Origin of the sequence: Agrobacterium sp. El2ro-1b (assembly GCF_048298475.1) — a bacterium.
Lineage (GTDB): Bacteria > Pseudomonadota > Alphaproteobacteria > Rhizobiales > Rhizobiaceae > Agrobacterium > Agrobacterium fabrum.
In genome coordinates, this window is sequence record NZ_CP103458.1 from 2,662,501 (window position 1) to 2,687,640 (window position 25,140).

At 57.4% G+C, this 25,140-nt stretch carries 20 protein-coding genes, 1 tRNA gene, 2 rRNA genes and 1 riboswitch; of the genes, 17 read left to right on the forward strand and 6 right to left on the reverse strand.

Features of this window, described 5'->3' with window-relative positions; all coding sequences use genetic code 11:
• Positions 1-364 precede the first annotated feature (364 nt).
• From NYR50_RS12990 to recQ, 4 genes are all read left to right on the forward strand, one after another.
• Positions 365-3,164 (forward strand): 23S ribosomal RNA (locus tag NYR50_RS12990).
• A 255-nt stretch (positions 3,165-3,419) separates the two neighbouring features.
• Positions 3,420-3,534: ribosomal RNA gene (rrf, locus tag NYR50_RS12995) — 5S ribosomal RNA — on the forward strand.
• Positions 3,535-3,777: 243 nt separating this feature from the next.
• Positions 3,778-3,854 (forward strand) — tRNA-Met (locus tag NYR50_RS13000).
• Between the two features lie 145 nt (positions 3,855-3,999).
• Positions 4,000-5,808 (forward strand): DNA helicase RecQ, encoded by a 1,809-nt coding sequence (gene recQ / locus NYR50_RS13005; RefSeq protein ID WP_418136214.1) that lies wholly within the window; start codon positions 4,000-4,002, stop codon positions 5,806-5,808.
• 48 nt (positions 5,809-5,856) lie between these two features.
• Here the strand turns inward: recQ and NYR50_RS13010 are convergent, their stop codons facing one another.
• Positions 5,857-7,089 carry an ROK family transcriptional regulator gene (locus NYR50_RS13010; protein ID WP_418136215.1) on the reverse strand — a complete coding sequence of 411 codons (1,233 nt, stop codon included), beginning with the start codon at positions 7,087-7,089 and terminating at the stop codon, positions 5,857-5,859.
• A 264-nt stretch (positions 7,090-7,353) separates the two neighbouring features.
• Between NYR50_RS13010 and NYR50_RS13015 the strand changes: the two genes are divergently transcribed.
• The 8 genes from NYR50_RS13015 to nrdF all read left to right on the forward strand — a co-directional run bounded on the left by NYR50_RS13015 (position 7,354) and on the right by nrdF (position 15,556).
• Positions 7,354-8,376, forward strand: a complete 1,023-nt coding sequence (locus tag NYR50_RS13015; RefSeq protein WP_006309888.1) for a sugar ABC transporter substrate-binding protein — start codon at positions 7,354-7,356, stop codon at positions 8,374-8,376.
• A 224-nt stretch (positions 8,377-8,600) separates the two neighbouring features.
• Positions 8,601-9,683, forward strand: a complete 1,083-nt coding sequence (locus NYR50_RS13020) for an ABC transporter permease (RefSeq protein ID WP_418136216.1) — start codon at positions 8,601-8,603, stop codon at positions 9,681-9,683.
• The gene (locus tag NYR50_RS13025; RefSeq protein ID WP_006309890.1) at positions 9,683-10,465 is read left to right on the forward strand and encodes an ATP-binding cassette domain-containing protein; all 783 of its coding nucleotides are present in this window, start codon (positions 9,683-9,685) and stop codon (positions 10,463-10,465) included. Before NYR50_RS13020 ends, NYR50_RS13025 begins: the two co-directional genes overlap by 1 nt.
• Positions 10,462-11,091, forward strand: coding sequence for a nucleoside triphosphate hydrolase (locus tag NYR50_RS13030; RefSeq protein ID WP_418136217.1), 630 nt, complete (start codon positions 10,462-10,464; stop codon positions 11,089-11,091). Before NYR50_RS13025 ends, NYR50_RS13030 begins: the two co-directional genes overlap by 4 nt.
• A gap of 133 nt (positions 11,092-11,224) precedes the next feature.
• Positions 11,225-11,449, forward strand: a riboswitch (cobalamin riboswitch).
• A 308-nt stretch (positions 11,450-11,757) separates the two neighbouring features.
• Positions 11,758-11,979 carry a glutaredoxin-like protein NrdH gene (gene nrdH, locus NYR50_RS13035; RefSeq protein ID WP_418136218.1) on the forward strand — a complete coding sequence of 74 codons (222 nt, stop codon included), beginning with the start codon at positions 11,758-11,760 and terminating at the stop codon, positions 11,977-11,979.
• A gap of 13 nt (positions 11,980-11,992) precedes the next feature.
• Positions 11,993-12,391: a class Ib ribonucleoside-diphosphate reductase assembly flavoprotein NrdI gene (gene nrdI / locus NYR50_RS13040; RefSeq protein WP_418136219.1), complete on the forward strand. Its 399-nt coding sequence runs from the start codon at positions 11,993-11,995 to the stop codon at positions 12,389-12,391.
• Entirely contained in the window at positions 12,379-14,565 is a 2,187-nt protein-coding gene (gene nrdE / locus NYR50_RS13045) for a class 1b ribonucleoside-diphosphate reductase subunit alpha (protein WP_418136220.1), read from the forward strand. The genes nrdI and nrdE overlap by 13 nt, the downstream gene beginning before the upstream one ends.
• Positions 14,566-14,581: 16 nt before the next feature.
• Positions 14,582-15,556 carry a class 1b ribonucleoside-diphosphate reductase subunit beta gene (nrdF, locus tag NYR50_RS13050; protein WP_418136221.1) on the forward strand — a complete coding sequence of 325 codons (975 nt, stop codon included), beginning with the start codon at positions 14,582-14,584 and terminating at the stop codon, positions 15,554-15,556.
• Positions 15,557-15,585: 29 nt separating this feature from the next.
• Here the strand turns inward: nrdF and NYR50_RS13055 are convergent, their stop codons facing one another.
• Positions 15,586-16,698, reverse strand: a complete 1,113-nt coding sequence (locus tag NYR50_RS13055; RefSeq protein WP_418136222.1) for an alpha/beta hydrolase — start codon at positions 16,696-16,698, stop codon at positions 15,586-15,588.
• Positions 16,699-16,849: 151 nt separating this feature from the next.
• Here NYR50_RS13055 and recF point away from each other — a divergent pair, with 151 nt between their 5' ends.
• From recF to NYR50_RS13070, 3 genes are read left to right on the forward strand one after another with little or no spacing between them, the layout of a single operon-like run.
• Positions 16,850-17,977, forward strand: coding sequence for a DNA replication/repair protein RecF (gene recF, locus NYR50_RS13060; RefSeq protein ID WP_418136223.1), 1,128 nt, complete (start codon positions 16,850-16,852; stop codon positions 17,975-17,977).
• A 22-nt stretch (positions 17,978-17,999) separates the two neighbouring features.
• On the forward strand, positions 18,000-18,761 hold the full coding sequence (locus NYR50_RS13065; RefSeq protein WP_418136224.1) for a molybdopterin-synthase adenylyltransferase MoeB: 762 nt from the start codon (positions 18,000-18,002) through the stop codon (positions 18,759-18,761).
• Between the two features lie 3 nt (positions 18,762-18,764).
• Complete coding sequence (locus NYR50_RS13070; RefSeq protein ID WP_418136225.1) at positions 18,765-19,241, forward strand: GNAT family N-acetyltransferase; 477 nt, start codon at positions 18,765-18,767, stop codon at positions 19,239-19,241.
• Positions 19,242-19,247: 6 nt separating this feature from the next.
• On the opposite strand, the gene NYR50_RS13075 is transcribed toward NYR50_RS13070, so the two are convergent.
• Both NYR50_RS13075 and NYR50_RS13080 read right to left on the reverse strand, forming a co-directional pair.
• Complete coding sequence (locus NYR50_RS13075) at positions 19,248-19,937, reverse strand: hypothetical protein (RefSeq protein WP_418136226.1); 690 nt, start codon at positions 19,935-19,937, stop codon at positions 19,248-19,250.
• A 49-nt stretch (positions 19,938-19,986) separates the two neighbouring features.
• The gene (locus tag NYR50_RS13080) at positions 19,987-20,991 is read right to left on the reverse strand and encodes a 2-hydroxyacid dehydrogenase (protein ID WP_418136227.1); all 1,005 of its coding nucleotides are present in this window, start codon (positions 20,989-20,991) and stop codon (positions 19,987-19,989) included.
• A 180-nt stretch (positions 20,992-21,171) separates the two neighbouring features.
• Here NYR50_RS13080 and NYR50_RS13085 point away from each other — a divergent pair, with 180 nt between their 5' ends.
• A complete protein-coding gene (locus tag NYR50_RS13085; protein ID WP_418136228.1) occupies positions 21,172-21,705 on the forward strand; it encodes an SH3 domain-containing protein in 534 nt (177 codons plus the stop codon).
• Here the strand turns inward: NYR50_RS13085 and NYR50_RS13090 are convergent.
• A complete protein-coding gene (locus NYR50_RS13090; protein WP_006309903.1) occupies positions 21,698-22,690 on the reverse strand; it encodes an adenosine kinase in 993 nt (330 codons plus the stop codon). The genes NYR50_RS13085 and NYR50_RS13090 overlap by 8 nt on opposite strands.
• A gap of 477 nt (positions 22,691-23,167) precedes the next feature.
• On the opposite strand from NYR50_RS13090, the gene NYR50_RS13095 reads away from it, so the two are divergent.
• The gene (locus NYR50_RS13095) at positions 23,168-24,112 is read left to right on the forward strand and encodes an AEC family transporter (RefSeq protein ID WP_418136229.1); all 945 of its coding nucleotides are present in this window, start codon (positions 23,168-23,170) and stop codon (positions 24,110-24,112) included.
• Positions 24,113-24,118: 6 nt separating this feature from the next.
• Here the strand turns inward: NYR50_RS13095 and NYR50_RS13100 are convergent, their stop codons facing one another.
• Entirely contained in the window at positions 24,119-25,135 is a 1,017-nt protein-coding gene (locus tag NYR50_RS13100) for a class I SAM-dependent methyltransferase (protein ID WP_418136230.1), read from the reverse strand.
• Positions 25,136-25,140 lie beyond the last annotated feature (5 nt).

Sequence of the window (25,140 nt, forward strand, 5' to 3'; positions counted from 1 at the left end):
GATCGCTTGTCCGAGGCATTTTTGTTGTTGGAGCTTTGGCTCCTCTGATGGGAATGCTGGATTGATGTTGCCTGACCGCGCATCACCGGATGATATCTCGAGAAGCTGGTCTTAATGATACGACCTCGAAGTGCACCGGCGTGCCTTCAAAGAGGATTGTATCGAACACGTCGATGTCATCGTTGGTGTTGCGGTTGTAAAAGGTAATCGTAACCGTTGTTCCTCTCTTTATCGTTAGAGATGGAATGGCTTTCGCGGCAGATTGAGTTTTGCCCGGATGGCCCGATTTGGCACCCCTTTGAGCGTAAGCGAGAAGGAAAGGTTCTGCCAAATCCAACAGATGATGAGCATAGACAATGAGAACGAAGAAGTGAATTAAGGGCATTTGGTGGATGCCTTGGCATGCACAGGCGAAGAAGGACGTGATACGCTGCGAAAAGCCGTGGGGAGCTGCGAATAAGCTTTGATCCATGGATCTCCGAATGGGGCAACCCACCTTAAATGCTTGGAAAATCCAGTCTGTTTTAACGAACGGCCTGGGTTTCCAAGCATTATTATAAGGTATCTTACTTTCGAATACATAGGGGTAAGAAGCGAACGCAGGGAACTGAAACATCTAAGTACCTGCAGGAAAGGACATCAACCGAGACTCCGTAAGTAGTGGCGAGCGAACGCGGACCAGGCCAGTGGCAATGATGAATAAAGCGGAACGATTTGGAAAAGTCGGCCATAGAGGGTGATAGCCCCTTACGCGTAGAACAGTCATTGTCCTTGAGTAGGGCGGGGCACGTGAAATCCTGTCTGAACATGGGGAGACCACTCTCCAAGCCTAAGTACTCGTGCATGACCGATAGCGAACAAGTACCGTGAGGGAAAGGTGAAAAGCACCCCGACGAGGGGAGTGAAATAGAACCTGAAACCGGATGCCTACAAACAGTCGGAGCCCGCAAGGGTGACGGCGTACCTTTTGTATAATGGGTCAACGACTTAGTGTAACTAGCAAGCTTAAGCCGGTAGGTGTAGGCGCAGCGAAAGCGAGTCTGAATAGGGCGATTGAGTTAGTTGCATTAGACCCGAAACCGAGTGATCTAGCCATGAGCAGGCTGAAGGTTGGGTAACACCAACTGGAGGGCCGAACCCGTATCTGTTGCAATAGATTGGGATGACTTGTGGCTAGGGGTGAAAGGCCAATCAAACTCGGAAATAGCTGGTTCTCCGCGAAATCTATTTAGGTAGAGCGTCGACCGAATACCCTCGGGGGTAGAGCACTGGATGGGCTATGGGGACTCACCGTCTTACTGATCCTAACCAAACTCCGAATACCGAGGAGTACTAGTCGGCAGACACACGGCGGGTGCTAACGTCCGTCGTGAAAAGGGCAACAACCCTGACCTCCAGCTAAGGTCCCCAAGTCATGGCTAAGTGGGAAAGGATGTGAGGATCCCAAAACAACCAGGATGTTGGCTTAGAAGCAGCCATCATTTAAAGAAAGCGTAACAGCTCACTGGTCTAAATAAGGGTCTTTGCGCCGAAAATGTAACGGGGCTAAAGCCATGCACCGAAGCTGAGGATTTGCACTTTGTGCAAGTGGTAGCGGAGCGTTCCGTAAGTCTGTGAAGGCGGACCCGTGAGGGCTGCTGGAGATATCGGAAGTGCGAATGTTGACATGAGTAACGATAAAGGGAGTGAGAGACTCCCTCGCCGAAAGACCAAGGGTTCCTGCTTAAAGTTAATCTGAGCAGGGTTAGCCGGCCCCTAAGACGAGGCGGACACGCGTAGTCGATGGGAACCACGTTAATATTCGTGGGCCTGGTGGTAGTGACGGATCTCGTGTGTTGTACATTCTTACTGGATTGAATGTGCGGCGAAGAGGTTCCAGGAAATAGCTCCACCGTATAGACCGTACCCGAAACCGACACAGGTGGTCAGGTAGAGTATACCAAGGCGCTTGAGAGAACTATGTTGAAGGAACTCGGCAAATTGCACGCGTAACTTCGGAAGAAGCGTGACCCTTTTGTACGCAAGTATGATGGGGTGGCACAGACCAGGGGGTAGCGACTGTTTATCAAAAACACAGGGCTCTGCGAAGTAGCAATACGACGTATAGGGTCTGACGCCTGCCCGGTGCTGGAAGGTTAAAGGGAGGGGTGCAAGCTCTGAACTGAAGCCCCAGTAAACGGCGGCCGTAACTATAACGGTCCTAAGGTAGCGAAATTCCTTGTCGGGTAAGTTCCGACCTGCACGAATGGCGTAACGACTTCCCCGCTGTCTCCAACATAGACTCAGTGAAATTGAATTCCCCGTGAAGATGCGGGGTTCCTGCGGTCAGACGGAAAGACCCCGTGCACCTTTACTATAGCTTTACACTGGCATTCGCCAAGGCATGTGTAGGATAGGTGGTAGGCTTTGAAGCATGGACGCCAGTTCGTGTGGAGCCATCCTTGAAATACCACCCTTATCTTCGTGGATGTCTAACCGCGGTCCGTTATCCGGATCCGGGACAGTGTATGGTGGGTAGTTTGACTGGGGCGGTCGCCTCCGAAAGAGTAACGGAGGCGCGCGATGGTGGGCTCAGACCGGTCGGAAATCGGTCGTCGAGTGCAATGGCATAAGCCCGCCTGACTGCGAGACTGACAAGTCGAGCAGAGACGAAAGTCGGTCATAGTGATCCGGTGGTCCCGTGTGGAAGGGCCATCGCTCAACGGATAAAAGGTACGCCGGGGATAACAGGCTGATGACCCCCAAGAGTCCATATCGACGGGGTTGTTTGGCACCTCGATGTCGACTCATCGCATCCTGGGGCTGGAGCAGGTCCCAAGGGTATGGCTGTTCGCCATTTAAAGCGGTACGTGAGTTGGGTTCAGAACGTCGTGAGACAGTTCGGTCCCTATCTGCCGTGGGTGTAGGAATATTGACAGGATCTGTCCCTAGTACGAGAGGACCGGGATGGACGTATCTCTGGTGGATCTGTTGTCCTGCCAAGGGCATAGCAGAGTAGCTATATACGGAATGGATAACCGCTGAAGGCATCTAAGCGGGAAACCAACCTGAAAACGAGTGTTCCCTATCAGAGCCGTGGAAGACGACCACGTTGATAGGACGGGTGTGGAAGCACAGCAATGTGTGAAGCTTACCGTTACTAATAGCTCGATCGACTTCTTCGTTCCCATTGATTATGTTCATCGAACAAAGTTCGATGACATCATTCTTCTGTCCTGACGCCCGATGGGCTCCGGACGGGCCGCGCCACAGGGCGCGACGACCTCTGGTCTGTATGGCTGCCATGCTCACTGTTGAGCAAAGGTAGAATACGGACAGGTCAAGTAAGACGTGTAATTAAGATAAAAAGTGGCATCGCCACCCAGCTTCTCGAAAACAACAGTCCATGTTAAAACATGAACAATGTTGCGTTTTGCCGACCTGGTGGTTATCGCGGGGCGGCTGCACCCGTTCCCATTCCGAACACGGCCGTGAAACGCCCCAGCGCCAATGGTACTTCGTCTCAAGACGCGGGAGAGTAGGTCGCTGCCAGGTCTGCAAAACGCAACTCAACAATCAATATCTTCTCATCACACACTTCGGCCCAGCCGACAAAAAGGGCCGCCTAAAGCGGCCTTTCGTCGTTTAAGACAGAGCTCTAAAGGCAATAAAACGGCGCGCCAAATCAGGTGCGCCCATCACAGGAGATAAATTGCTCAGCAATTTACTCCGGCAGTGTGCATCACAGGGAAGCTGTTATGCAGTCGCGATAAATCCCATAGGGATTTACGCTGGTAACGCGGGGTGGAGCAGCCCGGTAGCTCGTCAGGCTCATAACCTGAAGGCCGCAGGTTCAAATCCTGCCCCCGCAACCAAAGATACAAAAACCCCGTAGCTCAAGCTGCGGGGTTTTTGCGTTCCTCCAGAAACGATAACAACCATCAGAAAAACCATCTCCGGCATTGCCAGGATGCCTGAAATGGACATGATGCGCCATCAAGCCTAGCGTGGAAAAACGACGTGAATGCCGATCCCTTAAATATCCTCAAGGCCGTCTATGGTTATGATGCGTTTCGCGGACGGCAGGGCGAAATCATCCAGCATGTGTTGGCAGGCAACAATGCGTTCGTTCTGATGCCGACGGGTGGCGGAAAGTCGCTTTGTTACCAAATCCCTGCGCTTGCCAGAGAGGGCATGGGGCTTGTCGTTTCGCCGCTGATCGCGCTGATGGTTGATCAGGTTGCCGCACTGCGTCAGGCGGGTGTCAGGGCGGAAGCTCTCAATTCCGACCTCTCTCCGGAAGAGCGCCGCACGCTTTGGCGGGATATGCGGGCCGGCAATGTCGATATTCTCTACGCTGCGCCAGAAACCCTTCTGAAGCCTGATGTCCTAGATGCGCTTCAATCCATTGACCTGTCGCTGATCGCCGTCGATGAGGCCCATTGCCTGTCGCAATGGGGGCATGATTTCCGGCCGCCTTATCGGCAACTGGACATGTTGATGGAGCGTTTTCCAAATACACCGAGGATGGCGCTGACGGCGACGGCTGACGAACCCACCCGTGCCGAGATTCTCGGCCATCTCGCCATTGATGAAGGGGATGCCTTCATTGCCGGCTTCGATCGCCCCAACATCCGCTATGCGATTATGGAGAAGGACAATCCACGCGCCCAGCTGAAACGTTTTCTCAACGGCCGGGAAAATGAAAGCGGCATCGTTTATTGCCTGTCGAAACGCAAAGTGGATGAAACGGCGGCATGGCTGCGGGAAGAAGGGCGTGACGCGCTGCCCTATCATGCCGGCATGGATAAGGCCGCCCGCGAGGAAAACCAGACCCGTTTCCAGCATGGTGAAGCGGTCATCATCGTCGCGACGGTTGCTTTTGGCATGGGTATCGACAAGCCGGATGTGCGCTTCGTCGTTCATATCGATCTGCCCGGAAGCATCGAGGCCTATTATCAGGAAACCGGCCGGGCCGGGCGCGATGGCCTGCCGTCCGATGTGCTGATGCTCTACGGTTACGAAGATATTGCCCTGCGCAACCGTTTCATCGAGGAGTCGGATGCTGCGGACCAGCGCAAACACATGGAACGACAGAAGCTCGATGCGCTGCTTGGCCTTGCGGAAACCGCGGGTTGCCGGAGGCAGGTGCTGCTCTCCTATTTCGGTGACCGGTGCGAGCCCTGCGGCAATTGCGATACGTGCTCGTCGCCGCCCGATCTATTCGAGGGGGCCATTGCCGCACAGAAGCTGCTTTCCTGCATTTACCGCACGGGAGAACGTTTCGGGCAGGCCTATGTCATCAGCGTCTTGCTGGGCGCGCAGGATGAGCGGATTACAAAGTTCGGGCACGATCGCATCACCACTTACGGGATCGGCAAGGAACACGATAATCGCACCTGGCGGGCCATTTTGCGCCAGCTTGTGGCGTTGCGCCTGATAGAGGTGGATCTGTCCGGGCATGGCGGATTGTCCATTTCAGAGGAAGGCAGGCGGTTCCTGCGCGAAAAGCCTTCCCTGATGCTGAGAATACCATCCGCGCCGCGGTCGACACGCCGGGATGCGCCACGAAATGCAACATCGACGGCCCTGCCGGAGGCTGACCGTGGCCTCTTTGAGGCGCTGCGTGCCAGGCGCATGGAAATTGCCCGCGCGCAGAACGTTCCGCCCTATGTGATCTTTCACGACAAGACCCTCATTGAACTCGCGGCCGCGAGACCTGCTTCTGCGAAGGAGATGGCGCAGATCGCCGGCGTTGGGGAAACCAAGCTGGAGCGGTACGGTCCCGCCTTTCTGGAGACGATAATGCAGCACGCCGCGGGTGAATGATCGCGAGATCAGCCGAAAAAGAGCCGGGTAAAGAACCCGATAAGGCCGTCAGCCCGTCGTATCCTTGAACAGCACGTTCTGATCGATGAGATAACGCGAAAACAGCGGAAGGCTTGCGCCGCCGATTGCCCGGGCCTGGCTGCCAACCGCACCTTCGACGATTTCCGGAAGCGTGACACCCTGAAGATCGTGATGCTTCAGGGCAATCCGGGTGGCGGAAACGATTCTCGTCCGGACCCAGTCGGGAAAGCCGCCATCGATGATGACGCTGGAAAAATCGATGATGGAGGCGGCGGCAATAACAGCCTGGGCCAGCGCTGCGGCGGTTTTTTGGATCCAGTTTTCCAAGGGCTCACCGAAGTCGATCCACTCGTCCGGGGAGAACCATAGGGGACGGGGATCAATGCCCCTTTCGCGCAACATGTTTTCCAGAACGAAGATCGACGCGATTTTTAGAAGCTGAACCGTATTGCCATCCTGCCCCTGTACCGGCAATGGACCGATCGCGCCGGCGGTGCCCGTCTTTCCGGAAAACAGCGCTGAATTCAAGACGACACCACCGCCGATGAAGGAGCCGATGAAGACGTAAAGAAAATCCGCATAGTTCTGGCCCGCGCCGAAAACCAGTTCGGCACCGCAGGCGCTTGTGGCGTCATTCTGCAGAAAGACCGGATAGCTGATGCCATCGGCAATTTCTGAGCGGATATCGACGTCCCGCCACCGTTCCATTTCGGCTTGCGGCGCGCCCACTTCCTGGGCCCAGTTCCATAACTCGAATGGGGCGGCGATGCCGACACCGGCAATTTTTTGCCGCTCGGCCGCAGAGAGTTTTGATTCGAGCTCGGATATGCCCTCTATGACAAAGGGTAATATCCACTCCGGCATGGGATAGGGATAGGTCTTGCGGAGCTTGAGCCTGATGCGCCCAACGAAATCCATCAGCACGAGATCGACGCTGCGCCGGCCGATCTTGACGCCGAAAGAAAATACGGCATCGGGATTGAGGCGCATCGGCGTCGATGGCTGTCCCACCTTGCCGCGCAGTCTTTCGCCACGAATGAGAAGCCCATCCTTCTCGAGCGAACGCATGATGACGGAAACGGTCTGCGCCGAAAGGCCACAAAGTCTTGATATTTCGGCTTTTGACAGACCGCCATGGCGGCGAACGAGGGACAGCACGAGCCGCTCGTTATAAGCGCGCACCCCGATCTGGTTGGCACCGCCGCTCATATCCATGGTAGTGAGCGGCGCTTGCGGCGCCGTCTCGACAGATTGTCTCATAATGTCATCCTCCCGCCCGCCATATCCGCCGTGACCGATATAGGGGGCTTTATGGCAATCTTGCTATCGCAACGTTAAACGACGCGGCGATATTCCTCCTTGCCGCTTGTCAGAATGCCATACGGAATTAATAATTCAATCGGATTTATTTATTGACAGCCGTTTCCTTTGGTGGTTCCATCTGCATCAACGGTCGTCGATCTCGGAGGAGACGGGATCGTCGGGTAACCGTCACGGTGCTCAAATATCCATTGGGAGGATCTCATGAAGACCACTGTTTCCGCTCTTCTGGGCGCGCTCGCGCTTGGCGTTTCTTTCGCTTCCGCCGCATCTGCCGCCGATACGTCGGTTTGCCTGATTACCAAAACCGACACCAACCCCTTTTTCGTCAAGATGAAAGAAGGCGCGACCGCCAAGGCGAAAGAACTCGGCGTGACGCTGAAGTCCTATGCCGGCAAGATCGACGGTGATTCCGAAAGCCAGGTTGCCGCGATCGAGACCTGCATCGCCGATGGCGCCAAGGGTATCCTGATCACCGCATCAGACACCAAGGGCATCGTTCCGGCCGTACAGAAGGCGCGTGACGCCGGCCTTCTCGTCATTGCCCTCGATACGCCTCTGGAACCCGTCGATGCCGCCGATTCCACTTTCGCCACCGACAATCTTCTGGCCGGCGAGCTGATCGGCAAATGGGCCGCCGGTACCCTTGGCGACAAGGCCAAGGACGCAAAAATTGCCTTCCTCAACCTTACCCCCTCCCAGCCGACGGTTGACGTTCTGCGCAACCAGGGCTTCATGAAGGGCTTCGGCATCGACGTGAAGGACATCAACAAGATCGGCGATGAAGACGACAAGCGCATCGTTGGCCACGACGTTACCAACGGTAACGAAGAAGGTGGCCGTTCGGCGATGGAAAATCTGCTTCAGAAAGACCCGACAATCAACGTTGTCCACACGATCAACGAGCCTGCTGCTGCTGGCGCTTATGAAGCGCTGAAGGCCGTCGGCCGCGAAAAGGACGTACTGATCGTTTCCGTCGATGGCGGTTGCCCAGGCGTGAAGAATGTCGCGGAAGGCGTGATCGGTGCAACGTCACAGCAATATCCGTTGCTGATGGCGGCGCTCGGTGTCGAAGCCGTCAAGAAGTTTGCCGACACGGGCGAAAAGCCGAAGCCGACAGCTGGCAAGAACTTTTTCGACACCGGCGTGACGCTGGTAACGGACAAGCCGGTTAAGGGCCTCGATTCCATCGACACCAAGGAAGGCCTGAAGAAGTGCTGGGGCTGATGCCACGCCTTTGAAAAGCCGCGGGGGCAATCTGCCCCCGCCCTTTAACCTGAATGGTTTAAGAGCTCGATCTGGGTGATCGGACAGAAACAAACGAGCGCGCCGGGCCATCGCTGACGGAACTGAGGCACGCTTCTTAACAGTTTGAATCTACGCATTATCCCTATCCGGTGAGCGATCCCGGCTTCAGGGCTGATGTGATGGAGCGATCGGGAGGAAAATCCATGAGCGATCAGCCAGTGCGGGCGCAACCGCATAATGAATTTGAAAAAGTGCTGTCGGGAAGTTCGACCCAGGTCGCTGCTTTTGATACGCACAACAAGAGTCTGCTGGAAAAATTCCAGCACTTTCTGCATTCCAGCCCTGCGGCTGTTCCGCTGATCGTTCTGGTGCTGTCACTTGCCATCTTCGGCATGACGCTGGGCGGCAAGTTCTTTTCGGCTTTCTCGCTGACGCTTATTCTTCAGCAGGTGGCAATCGTCGGCATTGTCGGCGCCGCGCAGTCGCTGGTCATTCTCACCGCAGGTATCGATCTTTCGGTCGGTGCCATCATGGTTCTCTCCTCCGTCGTCATGGGCCAGTTCACCTTCCGTTATGGTCTGCCGGCGGAACTTTCCATTATCTGCGGTCTCGCAGTCGGCGCGTTTTGTGGTTTCATCAACGGTGTGCTGGTGTCGCGCATGCGGCTGCCGCCCTTCATCGTCACGCTCGGCATGTGGCAGATCGTGCTGGCAACCAATTTCCTCTATTCGGCTAACGAGACGATCCGCGCTCAGGACATTGTCCAGCAAGCGCCCATTCTTCAGTTTTTCGGCAATAATATTCGTATCGGCAATGCCGTCTTCACCTACGGCGTTCTCGCCATGGTTCTGCTCGTCGCTCTGCTCTGGTATGTGCTCAACCGCACCGCTTGGGGGCGCCATCTTTATGCGGTCGGTGACGATCCAGACGCGGCTGAACTTGCTGGCGTTAACGTCAAGCGCATGCTGACGACCGTCTATACCCTGTCCGGGCTTATCTGCGCCCTCGCGGGTTGGGCTCTCATCGGTCGCATCGGCTCGGTGTCGCCGACTGCCGGTCAGTTCGCCAACATCGAATCCATCACTGCAGTGGTCATCGGCGGCATCTCGCTGTTCGGCGGACGCGGTTCCATCATGGGCATGATCTTCGGTGCGTTGATCGTCGGCGTCTTTTCGCTGGGCCTCAGGCTCATCGGGACAGATCCGCAATGGACCTATCTGTTGATTGGCGTCCTCATCATCTTGGCCGTTGCAATCGACCAGTGGATTAGAAAGGTAGCAGGCTGATGGCAAAAGAACCTATCCTCACAGCGCGCAATCTCGTTAAACGCTACGGTCGCGTGACCGCACTTGATAATGCTGACTTCGATCTTTATCCGGGCGAAATTCTCGCGGTCATCGGTGATAACGGCGCCGGAAAATCCTCGCTCATCAAGGCGATTTCCGGTGCGGTGACGCCCGATGAAGGGGAAATCAGGCTTGAAGGCCAGCCCGTCCAGTTCCGTTCGCCAATCGAGGCGCGCAAGGCTGGTATTGAAACGGTCTATCAGAACCTTGCGCTCTCGCCGGCGCTTTCCATAGCTGACAATATGTTTCTGGGCCGGGAAATCCGTAAACCCGGCATTCAAGGCAGCCTGTTCCGGGCACTCGACCGTCCGGCGATGGAAAAATTCGCCCGCGAGAAACTGTCCGAACTCGGCCTGATGACGATCCAGAACATCAATCAGGCAGTGGAAACCCTTTCGGGCGGCCAGCGTCAGGGTGTGGCTGTGGCGCGTGCGGCAGCCTTCGGCTCCAAGGTCGTCATCCTCGACGAACCGACGGCGGCGCTTGGCGTCAAGGAAAGCCGTCGCGTGCTGGAGCTTATTCTCGATGTGCGCTCACGCGGTCTGCCGATCGTTCTGATCTCGCACAACATGCCGCATGTGTTCGAGGTTGCGGATCGCATCCATATTCACCGGCTGGGCAAGCGCCTTTGCGTCATCAATCCGAAGGACTATTCGATGTCGGATGCCGTCGCCTTCATGACCGGTGCCAAGGAAGCGCCCCAGGAAACGCTTGCCGCATGACGCTGAAGCTTGAGACGATCGTCGAAGACGTGCTTCGACGGGCAGAGGGTCGATCTCGTTTCATCATTGCCATTGCCGGTCCCCCTGGGGCCGGCAAATCCACGCTGGCGGATGCGCTTTGTGACGCTTTGCTGGCGCGGGGCGAAACGGCGGCCGTGCTGCCCATGGATGGCTTCCATATGGACAATGGACTTCTCGAAGAACGGGGTCTGTTGTCCCGAAAGGGTGCGCCCGAAACATTCGACGTGCGTGGTTTCCTTGATATCGTCTCCGCCGTCCGCAAGGGCGGGCAGGAAGTTCTTGTCCCGGTTTTCGACCGTTCCCGCGAGATTGCCATTGCCTCCGCCCGCGCGATTGCGCCGGACACGCGCCTGATCCTTGCGGAGGGCAATTATCTGCTGCTCAACGAGGCGCCATGGACAGTGCTTTCCAGGAGTTTCGATCTCACCATTTTTGTGGGTCCATCTGTCGCGGTGCTTGAAGAGAGGCTGCGTAACAGGTGGCAGGGCTATGGGCTCGATGCCGCTCAAATCCACGCCAAACTGTTTGAAAACGATCTTCCCAACGGAAAAAGGGTGATCGAAAACGCCCGTCCCGCCGATATCCACATCGATATCTGGGAATAGATTAACACTTTTCCCCTCTTGAGCGGCCGTTCCGATCTGCCGTTAAGCCTTTGTTGACCATGTGTTGAATCTTTTTGATCAACAGGGTGGGGCTTTTGTATGTCTATTTATTGACGAGAAAATTTCCTCATATACTATATGTGGTGTTCGAGGTTCTTCCGATTCGCAAGGGTTGGGAGCTAAGACGGGAATTCGGTGCGTAACGCCATCACGGCGGATCAAGGCCGAAACTGCCCCCGCAACTGTAAGCGGCGAGCATCGTTCCAATTTGGGCCACTGGGGCTGAAAGCTCCGGGAAGGCCGGAATAGATGTTGTGACCCGCAAGTCAGGAGACCTGCCTTGAGCGCAAACGTCCACGGGCGGGGTGTCCGGAGGAAGGTGTCTGACGCAAATGATTTGCGTGCGCCCTTTTCTGCCCCCTCCAGAACAAGCTTCGGGGTGAAGTCATGCCAGTGCATTTCTTTGAGTTGCTACGCTCATCGGCGTAGAAAGGGATTTTCCGCGGCTTGGAGTATGTCAGGGAAAGGGGACCCGGTTTCCCGCCTGAAAATACGACGAACTCTCAAGCCGCGCGCCTTGCCTGAATGACAGATCCATCGCCACCCGATTGCGATTGCAATCGGCAATGTTGAGCCGTGTCCGAAATCGGCTTCGAAAGGGAAATTATGACCGTCACCGTTTACAGCAAGCCCGCCTGCGTCCAATGCACCGCCACCTATCGCGCGCTCGACCGCATCGGCGTTCGCTATGAGATTATCGACATTTCCGAAGATACGGATGCCCTCGATCATGTTCGCGGCCTCGGCTACATGCAGGTTCCCGTCGTCGTCGCTGGCGAACGCCATTGGGCGGGTTTCCGGCCTGATATGATCGGCGCGATCAGCTGAGGCGGCGGGGGCGATGGGCCTGATCGTCTATTATTCCAGCCGTTCTGAAAATACCCATCGTTTCCTTCTGAAACTGAGACGGCGTTTGTTTCGCCTGCCGCTCGGCGCTGAGGAAGATGTGCCTCAGGTGTCGGAGCCCTATGTGCTCGTCACCCCTACCTATGGGGGCGGCGGCACCAAAGGGGCCGTGCCGAAGCCGGTCATCCGGTTTTTGAACGAGCCCTCCAACCGAAATCTCATTCGCGGCGTCATCGCGGCGGGCAACACGAATTTTGGCGCAGCTTTCGCATCCGCCGGAGATATCGTCTCGCGCAAATGCGCAGTGCCGTTTCTCTATCGTTTCGAGCTTCTCGGCACGGAAGAAGATGTCGCCAACGTCAAACATGGATTGGAACGATTTTGGACACGCTGACCTCAAGCGCGCTGCGCAAGGATGCCAAACAGCCCGTAGCCGCAAACCAGAAACCGGTTGATACGGGACTGGATTACCACGCGCTGAACGCGATGCTGAACCTTTACGACGAGAACGGGAAGATCCAGCTCGACAAGGATCGCCTTGCGGCCAAGCAATATTTCCTCCAGCATGTCAACCAGAACACCGTGTTTTTCCATAATCTGCGGGAAAAGCTCGATTATCTGGTCACGGAGGGATATTATGAGCAGGAAGTGCTGGACCAGTACTCCTTCAATTTTGTCCGTGACCTCTATGACGAGGCCTATGCCCGGAAGTTTCGTTTTCCGACTTTTCTCGGCGCGTTCAAATATTACACGTCCTATACACTGAAGACCTTCGACGGAAAACGTTATCTCGAGCGTTACGAGGACCGCGTCTGCATGGTGGCGCTGGCTCTTGCGCGCGGTGACGAGCAGCTGGCGCGCGACCTCATGGACGAGATTATTTCCGGCCGCTTCCAGCCGGCAACTCCCACATTCCTCAACGCCGGCAAGAAAAGCCGCGGCGAGCTGGTCTCGTGTTTTCTGCTGCGCGTGGAAGACAATATGGAAAGCATCGGCCGCTCCATCAATTCGGCGCTGCAGCTTTCCAAGCGCGGTGGTGGCGTGGCGCTGTCTCTGACCAATATTCGCGAATTCGGGGCACCGATCAAGCAGATCGAAAACCAGTCTTCCGGCGTCATTCCGGTCATGAAGCTTCTGGAAGACAGCTTTTCCTACGCAAACCAGCTCGGCGCACGCCAGGGCGCGGGTGCGGTCTATCTGCATGCCCATCACCCTGACATCATGCGTTTCCTCGATACCAAGCGCGAAAATGCTGATGAAAAAATCCGAATCAAGACCCTGTCGCTCGGCGTGGTGATACCCGACATTACTTTCGAGCTCGCCCGCAACAACGAGGATATGTACCTGTTCTCGCCCTATGATGTGGAGCGGGTCTATGGCGTGCCGTTGACGGAGATCTCGGTCACCGAAAAATATCACGAAATGGTCGCCGACAGCCGCATCCGCAAGAAGAAGATCAAGGCGCGCGAATTCTTCCAGGTGATCGCCGAAATCCAGTTCGAAAGCGGTTACCCCTACATCATGTTCGAGGATACGGTGAACCGCGCCAATCCGATCGCGGGCCGCATCAGCATGAGCAATCTTTGCTCGGAAATTTTGCAGGTCAGCGAAGCGAGCGAGTTCAATGCTGATTTGTCCTACAGCCATATGGGCAAGGATATTTCCTGCAATCTCGGTTCGCTCAATATTGCCTCTGCCATGGATTCCGCCGATTTCGGCAAGACGATCGAGACCTCCATCCGGGCACTGACCGCCGTATCGGACATGAGCCACATCTCTTCCGTTCCCTCGGTCGAAAAGGGCAATGATGCGAGCCACGCCATCGGCCTTGGCCAGATGAACCTGCACGGTTATCTGGCGCGTGAGCGCATCTTCTACGGTTCGGAAGAAGGTATCGATTTCACCAATATCTATTTCTACACCGTAACCTATCACGCTATCCGCGCCAGTAACCGGCTCGCCGTGGAACGGGGCCAGAGCTTCAAGGGCTTTGAGAACTCCAAATATGCTTCCGGCGACTATTTCGACAAATATACCGACCGGGAATGGTTGCCCGCGACGGAAAAGGTCCGCGAGTTGTTCGAAAAGGCCGGTATCGCCATTCCGACACAGGAAGACTGGACGGCCTTGAAGCAGGACGTCATGGCATCAGGCCTCTATAACCAGAACCTTCAGGCCGTGCCGCCGACGGGCTCGATCTCCTATATCAACCACTCCACCTCTTCCATTCATCCGATCGTTTCGAAAATCGAAATCCGTAAAGAGGGCAAGATCGGTCGCGTTTATTACCCGGCTTCCTATCTCTCGAACGACAATCTCGAATATTATCAGGATGCCTATGAGATAGGTCCTGAGAAGATCATCGACACCTATGCGGCGGCCACCCAGCATGTCGATCAGGGCCTGTCGCTGACGCTATTCTTCCGCGATACCGCCACGACGCGCGATATCAACCGGGCGCAGATCTACGCCTGGAGACGAGGCATCAAGACCATCTACTACATTCGGTTGCGCCAGATGGCGCTGGAAGGCACGCAGGTTCAGGGCTGCGTTTCCTGCACGCTCTGATTTGAGGGACAAGAGAATGAATATCGCCGTAAAACCCGCGTCCCGCATCCGCGCGGTCAACTGGAACCGCATCGAGGACGACAAGGATCTCGAAGTCTGGAACCGCCTGACCTCGAACTTCTGGCTGCCGGAAAAGGTGCCGCTTTCCAACGACATTCCCTCCTGGGGGACGCTCAAGCTGGAAGAACAGAAGCTGACGATCCGTGTCTTCACCGGGCTGACATTGCTCGACACCATCCAGAACGGTGTAGGCGCCGTGCGCCTGATGCCGGATTCGGCGACGCCGCATGAGGAGGCGGTGCTCTCCAACATCTCCTTCATGGAGGCCGTACACGCCCGTTCCTATTCGTCGATCTTCTCGACGCTGTGCTCCACACCTGACGTCGATGATGCCTATCGCTGGTCGGAGGAGAACGAGTTCCTGCAACGTAAATCCGCGATCATCATGCGGGAATATGACAGCGGCGATCCGCTGAAGAAGAAGATCGCCAGCGTGTTTCTGGAAAGCTTCCTGTTCTATTCCGGCTTCTACCTGCCGATGTTCTGGTCAAGTCGCGCCAAGCTCACCAACACGGCAGACCTCATCCGCCTCATCATCCGCGATGAGGCCGTGCACGGCTATTATATCGGTTACAAGTTCCAGCGGGCGTTGGACCGTCTTGGCGAGGCGCAAAGGCAGGAGATCAAGGACTTCGCTTTCGATCTCTTGCTCGAGCTCTACGACAATGAGGCGAAATATACCGAGGACCTTTATGATGGCGTCGGCCTGACGGAAGACGTGAAGCAGTTCCTGCATTACAACGCCAACAAGGCCCTGATGAATCTGGGTTACGAAGCGCTGTTTCCCGCCGAAGCCTGCCGGGTCAATCCGGCGATCCTCTCGGCGCTCTCGCCCAATGCCGATGAAAATCACGACTTCTTCTCAGGTTCCGGCTCGTCCTATGTCATCGGCAAGGCGGTCGCCACCGAGGATGAAGACTGGGATTTCTGAAGCCGGGACTGTCGGCAGGAACCCGCAAACTATTGCGGGTTCACCACCTGGCTCGCAAGCCGGAAGGGGCTGGAGACGGTTGCGCCGATTGCATCGAACACGAAGGCGCCGGCACGACCGATGCCGTTTTGTCCATTGCCGTTCCGGCTTGCCTCCAGCTGTGGCACCAGCGACGCCAGTGCGGCATAACGGTCATGGTTGAGCGGGTCCGAGGCTTTCAGGTTGGAAATATCCACGAACTGGACACCTTCCTTCAACGCCGCTTCCTGCACCTGGGGATCGGTGACATCCAGCGCACCGATCCGCGTCACGTCAGCGCCCAGGATGGAAGACGCCTTGAGGGCGCGGTCATCCTTGGAGACCAGGACCGTGAGCGCCGGATTGAGCCGCCCGACCACCTCGACCTGCTTGCGGAAAACATCGGCATCGATATCGGGTGCGGCCAGCACCACTTGCAGCTTGGCGATAACGTCATTTCGGCCCTCGAAGCGCAGCTGTCGCAACGCCTCCATGACCAGCCAGCCGCCCATGCTGTGACCAAACACGACAATGCTTTTGCGCGGGGTCTGCCGGGTAAGGTCGGTCAACAATGTGGCCAGTGCATCACGCGAGTAGGTCGCTGATTCCTTATCGGCCACATAACCGGTGAGGTTGGCTTGCGACGGCCAGGAAAAGACCAGCGGTACACCATCCATATTGGCATCAGCAGCCATCTGCGCCGCGCGGAAGAGTGCTTCCTGATAGCTGTAATTATAACCGTGGACGAAAAGCGCGATCTGTTTGCCGGAGCGGGAAATATCGCCGAGATCGGTGGTGAAACTTGTCTTGCTCAGCATCTGCGCCTTTGTGACGACGAAATCCTTTTTCGCATCAGGCTTGCCGGTCGACCATTCGATTTTTCCACTTTTGTGGGTCGGTGGTATCGAAATATCGAAGCGGGCATAGTTTGGCTCGGCCGCGCGAAGGGCGCTGAACCCCTTTTTTGCCTCTTCGCTTTTTTCACGCGTACTCGCCACATAGGCAGTAACGATTTTAGCGTCCTTCGCCCTCGTATCGACGGCTTGCAATACATCCGCTCCCGGCCGTCCGGCGCAGGACGACAGAAGGCTGATCATAAGAACGAGAGAAAGAATGAGGCGCATGGACGGGTTACCGGTGACAACGAAAGTCCATAAATAGCTGCCCGCTAAAAAAGTTGCCACTACTGAATAATTCGCGTGGTTTTGGCGCTCGTCGATGGGCTCGGGCATTCGCCACCTTGCCATCCGGCCAGCTTCGTTTTAGGCCGTAAAGATGACGAACAAGGTGTCGCTTTCCCGACTGAAACTTACGGACTTCCGCAACTATGCGGCCGCCGCACTTGTGCTTGATGAGCGGCATGTGGTGCTGACCGGTAACAACGGTTCAGGCAAGACCAACCTTCTGGAGGCGGTTTCGTTTCTTTCGCCGGGACGCGGCCTGCGCCGTGCCGTCCTGTCCGACGTTACGCGCGTTGGCGCGGAGGCCACCGGTTTTTCGATCTTCGCCGATGTTGATGGCATGGATGGTGAGGTCGCCATCGGCACCGGGATAGAGGGTGATGGCGAGGTGGTGTCGCGTCGGCTGCGGCTGAACGGTACGCCGGTGAAGTCCGTCGATGAATTGACCGACCATCTGCGGGTTCTGTGGCTGACGCCCGCCATGGATGGCCTCTTTACCGGCTCATCATCGGACCGCCGGCGTTTTCTCGATCGGCTGGTGCTGTCCCTCGATCCCGGCCACGGCCGGCGGGCAAGCGATTTCGAAAAAGCCATGCGTGGCCGCAACCGCCTGCTTTCGGAAGGCCGTTTTGATCCGGTCTGGCTGGATGGCATCGAAAAACAGATGGCCGAACTCGGCATCTCCATGGCGGTCGCCCGTTATGAAATGCTGGGCCTGTTGAAGACCCTGATTGAAGGCAGGGCCGGCAATGCAGCCTTTCCGTCGGCAACGCTGTCGCTTGCCGGCTTTATGGATGACGGGCTGAACCGCCCGGCTGTCGATCTGGAAGACGAATATCGTCTCATGCTGCGGGATGGTCGGTATCGGGACGCGGCGGCAGGCCGCACGCTGGATGGGCCGCACCGGGTCGATCTTTTCGTGCGCCACGCGGAAAAGAACATGGAAGCCGAACGCTGTTCGACCGGGGAGCAGAAGGCGTTGTTGGTTGGGCTGGTGCTTGCCCACGCGCAGCTGACAGCCAATATGACCGGTTACGCGCCGATTCTGCTGCTGGACGAAATTGCCGCCCATCTGGACGAGGGCAGGCGGGCCGCCCTGTTCGATCTCATCCACGCGCTGGGCGGTCAGAGTTTCATGACCGGAACGGATGCGGCTATGTTCTCCGCTCTCGGCGAGCGGGCACAGTTCTTCAATGTTTCCCATGGGGGCATCACGGCATGACGGCAGAGAAATGGAGTACGGCATGGACCCGCTGAGTCCCGAAGAAATCGAACGCTACAAGCGCCAAATCCTGCTGCCGGAGATCGGTGGCACCGGCCAGCAGCGGCTGAAAGCGGCGCGGGTGCTGGTGATAGGTGCCGGCGGTCTCGGCGCTCCCGTCCTTCAATATCTTGCCGCCGCCGGTGTCGGCACGCTCGGCATGATCGATGATGATGTGGTCTCGCTCTCCAATCTCCAGCGGCAGGTGATCCATGACACCGGCACCATTGGCGAGTTGAAAACGGAAAGTGCCCGCAAGACCATCGCCCGTCTCAATCCGCATGTCCGCACGCTTATGTATGAAGAACGTTTCTCGCAGGTCTGGGCGCATGACCACCTGCCATCCTTCGATCTCCTGATCGATGGTTCGGACAACTTCGATACACGTTACGCCGCAGCGGATGCCGCGGAGGCGGCAAAAAGACCGCTGGTCACGGGCGCTGTTGGTCGTTTCGATGGCTCGGTAACGGTCCTGAAACCCTATGAGACCAACGCGGAAGGCAGTTTGCTGCCGGGTTATCGCGACCTGTTCCCGGCGCCGCCGCCACAGGGCCTCATTCCCAACTGCGCGGAAACGGGCATTGTCGGCGCGCTGACCGGGGTCATCGGTACGCTGATGGCGATGGAAGCAATCAAGGTGATTACCGGTGCCGGTGAGCCCCTCATTGGAAGACTGCTGCTTTACGATGCTTTGTCGGCGCGGTTCGAAACGGTAAAATACAAACGTCGGGCAAGGGAAAAATAAACCATGATCGAGATAGCAAAGATCGGCGATGACTTTGATCGCTGGCAGGATCTGCTGGCACTCATCATGACCTCCTTTGCCTATATGGATGCTGTCATTGACCCCCCATCGTCGGCCCACCGTCTGACGCTCGAAAATCTAGCCGAAAAAGCCAGGGTAGAAATCGCTTTCCTGGCGCTCGATAGGGATGAGCTGCTCGGCTGCCTGTTTTGCCGGCCGGAACCGCCGGCCTCGCTTTATGTCGGCAAGCTCTGCGTTTCTCCGAAAGCGCAGGGAAAAGGCATCGGCAAGCTGCTTCTGCTGCAGGCTGAAGCGCTGGCTCGGGACCTGGCGCTGCCGGCGCTCAGGCTGGAAACGCGTATCGAGCTTCTCTCCAACCATACGAAGTTCGCCGCCTGGGGTTTCGTCAAGACCGCTGAAAACGCTCATGCGGGTTATGATCGGACCACCTCGATCGAAATGACAAAATTCCTCGGCTGAAGCCGCCTATTGCAAAAGGCCGGATTGCACCATCTGGGAGAGGAAGACGGAAGACACGCGGTCAATACCGGTCTGCGGTCGGACTTCTGCCGTTCCCACTCGCCAGATGCTCTTGTCCGGCCCGCTGACGAGCTGAACTTCCGTCGTGACCTTGTGGGTCAGCGGAGCCGTCCTCGTCGCTTCCACCATTTGTTTCATGAGTTTTACGGAAGGCATACGGGTTCTGTCACCAATCTCATCGGCATTTGTGGCGGCCTTCAGCCGCTGGAAGGCTGGCCCGACATCCGGCAGAGAGCAGTTCATTTTTATACGCGCGACAAAAACACCGGCAGGCGTTTGCGAGCCGACATGTGCAGGCTCCGCCTTGCAGAGCGCCCGCGCAGTACTCGCCACCCACAGCTTTGCGAACTGGTCCGATTGTTCGCTCGTTGTCCCCTTGGGGGAATGCATGCCCTTGTATTTACGTTGCCATGCGATCGGGTCTGCAACCAGTTCCATATCGGTATAGCGCTGCCCGCCGCCAGACGATCCCCACTCTTTGTCCAGGCGGACCATGCTGGCGCGATCAAAATTCAGCCACGCGCGGTAATAGAGTTCGGCGGTCTCTTCCGGTGAAGGCGGTTGAGCCCGGGCCGGGCTGCCGACCAGCACGAGCAGAACGGAGATCAGCAACAAAAACTTTGCCTGTATTCCCATTGAACTCTCACTCCCTGTGTTGCATCGAAAGATGCTTGGCTAAGCCGGCTTAGTTCCGCCCCGGCAGCACCCGGTTCGGTGGGCGGTGCCCGTCGAACAATGTGCGGATATTGATGATGACCTTGTCGCCCATTTCGATGCGGCCTTCGATCGTTGCCGAGCCCATATGCGGCAGCAGCACGACCTTGCCTTCCTTGGCGAGCTTGATGAGTTTGGGGTTCACCTGCGGCTCATTCTCATAGACATCAAGACCGGCGCCGGCGATCTTGCCCTCGCGCAGGCACTGGATCATCGCCGCCTCGTCGATGATATCGCCGCGCGCTGTGTTGACGATGTAGCTGGTCGGCTGCATCAGGGCCAGCCGCCGTGCCGAGATCAGGTGATAGGTCGCTGGCGTCGAAGGGCAATTGACCGATACGATATCCACCCGCGCCAGCATCTGGTCGAGACTGTCCCAGTAGGTGGCCTCAAGCTCCGCCTCTGTCGCCGGATTGACGCGCTTGCGGTTGTGGTAATGGATGGAAAGCCCGAAGGCCTTGGCGCGCCGGGCAACCGCGGTACCGATGCGGCCCATGCCGACAATGCCGATCCGCTTGCCGGAAATGCGGCGTCCGAGCATCCAGGTCGGAGACCAGCCCAGCCATTCATCGGCGCCATTGGCGAGCACGCGCGTTCCCTCGATCATGCGGCGCGGCACGGCCAGCACCAGCGCCATGGTGATATCGGCGCTGTCCTCGGTCAGCACATTCGGCGTATTGGTGACGGTGATGCCTTTGCGGGCGGCGGCATCGACATCCACATGGTCGATGCCATTCGAGAAGCTGGCGATCAGCTTCAACTGCGGTCCGGCTTTCTCGATCATCGCAGCGGTGACGCGGTCGGTCACGGTCGGCACCAGCACGTCCATACGCTGCATGGCGGCGACAAGCTCTTCCTCACTGCGTGGGCTGTCGTCGATATTGAGTTCCGCATCGAAGAGTTCGCGCATTCTGGTCTCGACGACGTCAGGCAATTTGCGGGTGATATAGACTGTCGGTCTCTTCTTGTGGGTCATCGTTTGCCGCTGCCTTGTTCAGAAGTCATTAACCAGAAAGAGCGATAATTTCTTTCAATCAGGGCGTTTCTACCAGACCCACCGGCGAAGACAAATAAAACTCGCCGTGGCTTGAGGCATGTGGAAACGCGCCCCCTCGAATATCATCCGGTTTGCAGAAGGCGGGAAACGGAAATGGGCATGCGCAGTGTGGTTTCTATCGTTTGCATTGCATTGTCTCTCGGCATCCTCGGTGCGGCGGGAGAAGCCATGGCGCAGGGTGCGGCCAAGGGCGCAAGCGGCCTGCCGCTGCCGCGTTTCGTCAGCCTGAAATCCAAGCGCGTCAACATGCGCATCGGCCCCAGCACGGATTATGCCGTGTCTTGGATGTATCTGAAATCGGGAATGCCGGTGGAAATCATCCAGGAATATGAAAACTGGCGACGCATCCGCGATGCCGACGGCACGGAAGGCTGGGTCAATCAGGCGCTGCTATCAGGCGAACGCACGGCTGTCGCCGCCCCGTGGATGCGCGGCAAGGGCAAGGAAGTCTATGTGAACATGCGCCGTGAGGCACAGTCTGGCGCTGCCGTGACCGCCCGGCTGGAGCCGGGCGTCGTCTTCCGGATCGGCGAATGTAATGGTGACTGGTGCCGTGCCGAGGCCGGTCAGGCCTCGGGCTGGGTATCGCAGGGGGAAATCTGGGGCGCTTACCCTGGCGAAGCCTTTAAATAAGGCCGTGCTTTTCGCCCAGCGCCTTCAGGGATGACATGGGACGAGGTCCAACCTGCTGAATGACGGCGGCAGCCGCAAGGCAGCCAAGCTTGCCGCAATCTTCAAGCGAACGGTCCTGCGTATAGCCGAACAGGAAACCTGCGGCGAAAAGGTCGCCCGCACCGGTCGTATCGACCACGTCATGCACGGGATAGGCTTCCACCTTCACGCGCTCAGTGCCGCGCAGGATAACGGCGCCTTCTTCGCTCATAGTCACCGCGGCGATCTTGCAATCGGCGGCGATTTTCGTCAGCGCCAGTTCGAAATCCTCGGTTTCGTAAAGCGAAAGCGCTTCCTGCTTGTTGGCGAAGACGATGTCCACCGTGCCGGACCGCATCAGGTCCAGAAACTCGTCGCGGTAGCGGCCGACGCAGAAGCTGTCGGAGAGCGTCATGGAGACTTCGCGGCCGTTTTCATGGGCAATGCGGGCGCATTCGCGAATGGCATCCTTGGCGCGCGGCGGATCCCACAGGTAACCTTCGAAATAGGTGACCTTGGTCTCAGCCACGACGTCGTCTTCCACATCTTCCGGGCCGAGATCGACGCAGGCGCCGAGATAGGTATTCATCGAGCGTTCGCCGTCTTCGGTCACGAAGATCATCGAACGCGCGGTCGGTGGGAATGTGCCTTCCGGCTTGGTTTCGAAATAGACGCCCTGGGCGCGGATATCGTGCTGGAAGATTTCACCGAGCTGGTCTTCGGCCACCTTGCCGAAATAAGCGGCTTTGCCGCCGAAATTCGCAACGCCCGCCGCCGTGTTGCCCGCGCTGCCGCCGGAGGCTTCGAGTGCCGGTCCCATCAGCGAATAAAGCAGTTCGGCGCGCTCCGCGTCGATCAGGTTCATCGCACCCTTGGTGATGGCATTGTCGTTGAGGAAGCGATCATCGCAGCGGGAGATGATGTCGACGATGGCGTTGCCGACAGTCAGTACGTCGAATTTCGTCATAGGCCCTATCCGGTTCGCACGGGGTGTGCTTTTTTGAATGGTCTTAAACATTTCTGGCTGCAAGAAAAGCCCAAAGAGAAAATATGCGGTTCGCCCAAAAGAGCTAAGGCGCGTCATTTGTCTGTAATGTAGTTGAGCTATCTCTGCTTTCAGAGCAAACGGTGGGTGATTACACACTGTAATCGAAGACATCAGGTCTTCGGGCTCAACCGTTATCTCCGCCACGGATGTACTGGCGGCGCTTAACGGACATAAAAGGCGGGGGTGACCCCGCTTTTTCTTTTTTGGGGGACGTTCCAGCTTGCGGCATCGCGTGGGCGGTGAGCGGCGGTTCTGCCCATGGCTCTCAAAGTTCCTTCCCTGCGGCACGCCTCATTTGATGAAAACAAAGAGTGAAAGCGTATTCGCGATTCCATTCCCGCGCAAAAGGCTCTAAAGCGGAGTATCTCCCGCAAAAGCCGCGAAAGCTTTCCCTCCATGTCTGCCGTTGCCGCGAATGTCGCCCCGATTTTCATTCTTATCCTGATCGGCTGGCTGACCGTCAAGGCTGGCCTGTTCAGGGCGGATGCCGGCGATATCCTGAGCGACTTCGTGTTCAAGATCGCGGTGCCGACATTGATCTTCCGCACGCTGGCGGAGGCGAATTTTCACGGGGCATCGCCCTTCCGCCTTTGGATCACCTATTTCGCCGGCGTGGCCGTCACCTGGACGGTCGGGCATATCGTCACCCGTTATGTCTTCAAGCAGGATGTGCGAATCGCCGTCATCGCCGGCATTTCCTCGGCTTTCGCGAATAATATCTTCATCGGTCTGCCGCTGGTCGGGCGTTCGGTGGGGGATGAAGGGCTGGTGGCTCTCTCCATCCTGCTCGCCATCCATTTGCCAGTCATGATGATCGCCGGCACCATCCTGATGGAAAATGCCACACACAAGGCGGTGGGTGGCGAAAAGCGTGGCATGGCTGCGGTCTTCAAACAGGTGGGCCGCAACCTCATCACCAATCCGCTGGTGATCGGACTTGCCATCGGGCTCTCGACCAATGTTTCCGGCGTCGCGCTGACACCCATTTTGAAAACCGTGGTCGATCAGATTGCCTCGATGGCGGGGCCGGCGGCTCTTATCTCGCTCGGCATGGCGCTGACGAAATACACCATTCGCGGCAATATGGGCATTGCCGTCACCATGACCGTTTTCAAGCTGCTGCTTCTGCCTGCCTGCGTATGGGCCATGGGCCATGCGCTTGGCCTCAGCCACGAATGGACGGCGGCGCTCGTGCTCACCTCGTCGGTCCCGACGGGCGTCAATGCCTGGCTGATCGCCAACCGCTTCGGTATCGGCCACAGTGTTGCGGCCTCCACCATCAGCATTTCCACAGCGACCGGCGTTCTGTCCGTATCGCTATGGGCCTGGCTGCTGAGCTGATCCAGATTACTTCTGGGCGCTCAGGATCTTGAAACGGGCGTTGCGGCACACTTCGGCGGTCGTGCGGAATTCCGCCGCCAGAACCGGTTCGTAGGGCAGACCGCGATTGGCCACCATCAGCAGCTTGCCGCCGCTGCGCAACGCGCCGGCCGCAGCTTTGATGAAGGCCTGGCCAAGCGCCGGTTCCGCTGCCTGTCCGGCCGCATGGAAAGGCGGGTTCATGATGATGAGGTCGTATTTTTCCTTCGGCGGCTCGTTTGCCAGATCCTGCCAGAAGAAGCGCGCCGTCAGGCGCGGATTGTTTTCGAGAAGATTGGTCTTGGCGAACTCAAGCGCATGCCAGTCCGCTTCGAAAAGATCGATACGGGCGGTGCGCGGCGATTTTTCCGCCAGCATGATGGAGAGATAACCCCAGCCAGCACCAAAATCGGCGGCATTGCCGTCAAAGTCGGTCGGCAGGCGCGATGCGAGAAGTTCCGAACCGTCATCCACGCGATCATGGGAGAACATGCCGGGCAGAGCGGTAAAGCGGCCCTCGACCGTGGCGGCCTTCTGGGCAAGCTTGGAGACGGCGGCGGACACATCCTCCGGTCGTTTGAACCAGATTGCGACGCCGTGATATTTCGGTGTCGATTCCGAGTCGATGCCGAGCTTCGCCAGCGTCTTGCGCAGCGTCACGATGCCATCTTCCTTCGATCCGGCCGCGACGATCAAACCGCCGGCCTTAACCCGCGAAAGCGCTTCTGCGACACGGTTTTCGTTCTCGCCACGGTGCTTGCCGCAAAGCAGCAACGCCGCATCGTAGTCTTCGCCCGAAACGTCTGGGGCGACCCCGGTGCCCTGGACCTCAAGAGCGCGATAGAGCGGGCGAAGATGCTGAACCGCGACGATCTCCGCATCGAAGCCATCCAGCCGTGGGCCGGCTTCCGCTCCCAGAAACAGAACGCGTTCGCCTTCTTTCGGCATGGCAAGCATGTCCGAGGCAAAGGGATGGAAAAGGGTTTTCACGGCGTCACGGCTCATTGGAG

Excerpts from the sequence above, each read along its gene's own strand:
- NYR50_RS13010 (WP_418136215.1), bottom strand. The coding sequence starts at position 7,089 with ATGAGACAATCTGTCGAGACGGCGCCGCAAGCGCCGCTCACTACCATG.
- NYR50_RS13015 (WP_006309888.1), top strand. The coding sequence starts at position 7,354 with ATGAAGACCACTGTTTCCGCTCTTCTGGGCGCGCTCGCGCTTGGCGTT.
- NYR50_RS13020 (WP_418136216.1), top strand. The coding sequence starts at position 8,601 with ATGAGCGATCAGCCAGTGCGGGCGCAACCGCATAATGAATTTGAAAAA.
- NYR50_RS13025 (WP_006309890.1), top strand. The coding sequence starts at position 9,683 with ATGGCAAAAGAACCTATCCTCACAGCGCGCAATCTCGTTAAACGCTAC.
- NYR50_RS13030 (WP_418136217.1), top strand. The coding sequence starts at position 10,462 with ATGACGCTGAAGCTTGAGACGATCGTCGAAGACGTGCTTCGACGGGCA.
- nrdH (WP_418136218.1), top strand. The coding sequence starts at position 11,758 with ATGACCGTCACCGTTTACAGCAAGCCCGCCTGCGTCCAATGCACCGCC.
- nrdI (WP_418136219.1), top strand. The coding sequence starts at position 11,993 with ATGGGCCTGATCGTCTATTATTCCAGCCGTTCTGAAAATACCCATCGT.
- nrdF (WP_418136221.1), top strand. The coding sequence starts at position 14,582 with ATGAATATCGCCGTAAAACCCGCGTCCCGCATCCGCGCGGTCAACTGG.
- NYR50_RS13055 (WP_418136222.1), bottom strand. The coding sequence starts at position 16,698 with ATGCGCCTCATTCTTTCTCTCGTTCTTATGATCAGCCTTCTGTCGTCC.
- recF (WP_418136223.1), top strand. The coding sequence starts at position 16,850 with ATGACGAACAAGGTGTCGCTTTCCCGACTGAAACTTACGGACTTCCGC.
- NYR50_RS13065 (WP_418136224.1), top strand. The coding sequence starts at position 18,000 with ATGGACCCGCTGAGTCCCGAAGAAATCGAACGCTACAAGCGCCAAATC.
- NYR50_RS13070 (WP_418136225.1), top strand. The coding sequence starts at position 18,765 with ATGATCGAGATAGCAAAGATCGGCGATGACTTTGATCGCTGGCAGGAT.
- NYR50_RS13075 (WP_418136226.1), bottom strand. The coding sequence starts at position 19,937 with ATGGGAATACAGGCAAAGTTTTTGTTGCTGATCTCCGTTCTGCTCGTG.
- NYR50_RS13080 (WP_418136227.1), bottom strand. The coding sequence starts at position 20,991 with ATGACCCACAAGAAGAGACCGACAGTCTATATCACCCGCAAATTGCCT.
- NYR50_RS13085 (WP_418136228.1), top strand. The coding sequence starts at position 21,172 with ATGCGCAGTGTGGTTTCTATCGTTTGCATTGCATTGTCTCTCGGCATC.
- NYR50_RS13090 (WP_006309903.1), bottom strand. The coding sequence starts at position 22,690 with ATGACGAAATTCGACGTACTGACTGTCGGCAACGCCATCGTCGACATC.
- NYR50_RS13095 (WP_418136229.1), top strand. The coding sequence starts at position 23,168 with ATGTCTGCCGTTGCCGCGAATGTCGCCCCGATTTTCATTCTTATCCTG.
- NYR50_RS13100 (WP_418136230.1), bottom strand. The coding sequence starts at position 25,135 with ATGAGCCGTGACGCCGTGAAAACCCTTTTCCATCCCTTTGCCTCGGAC.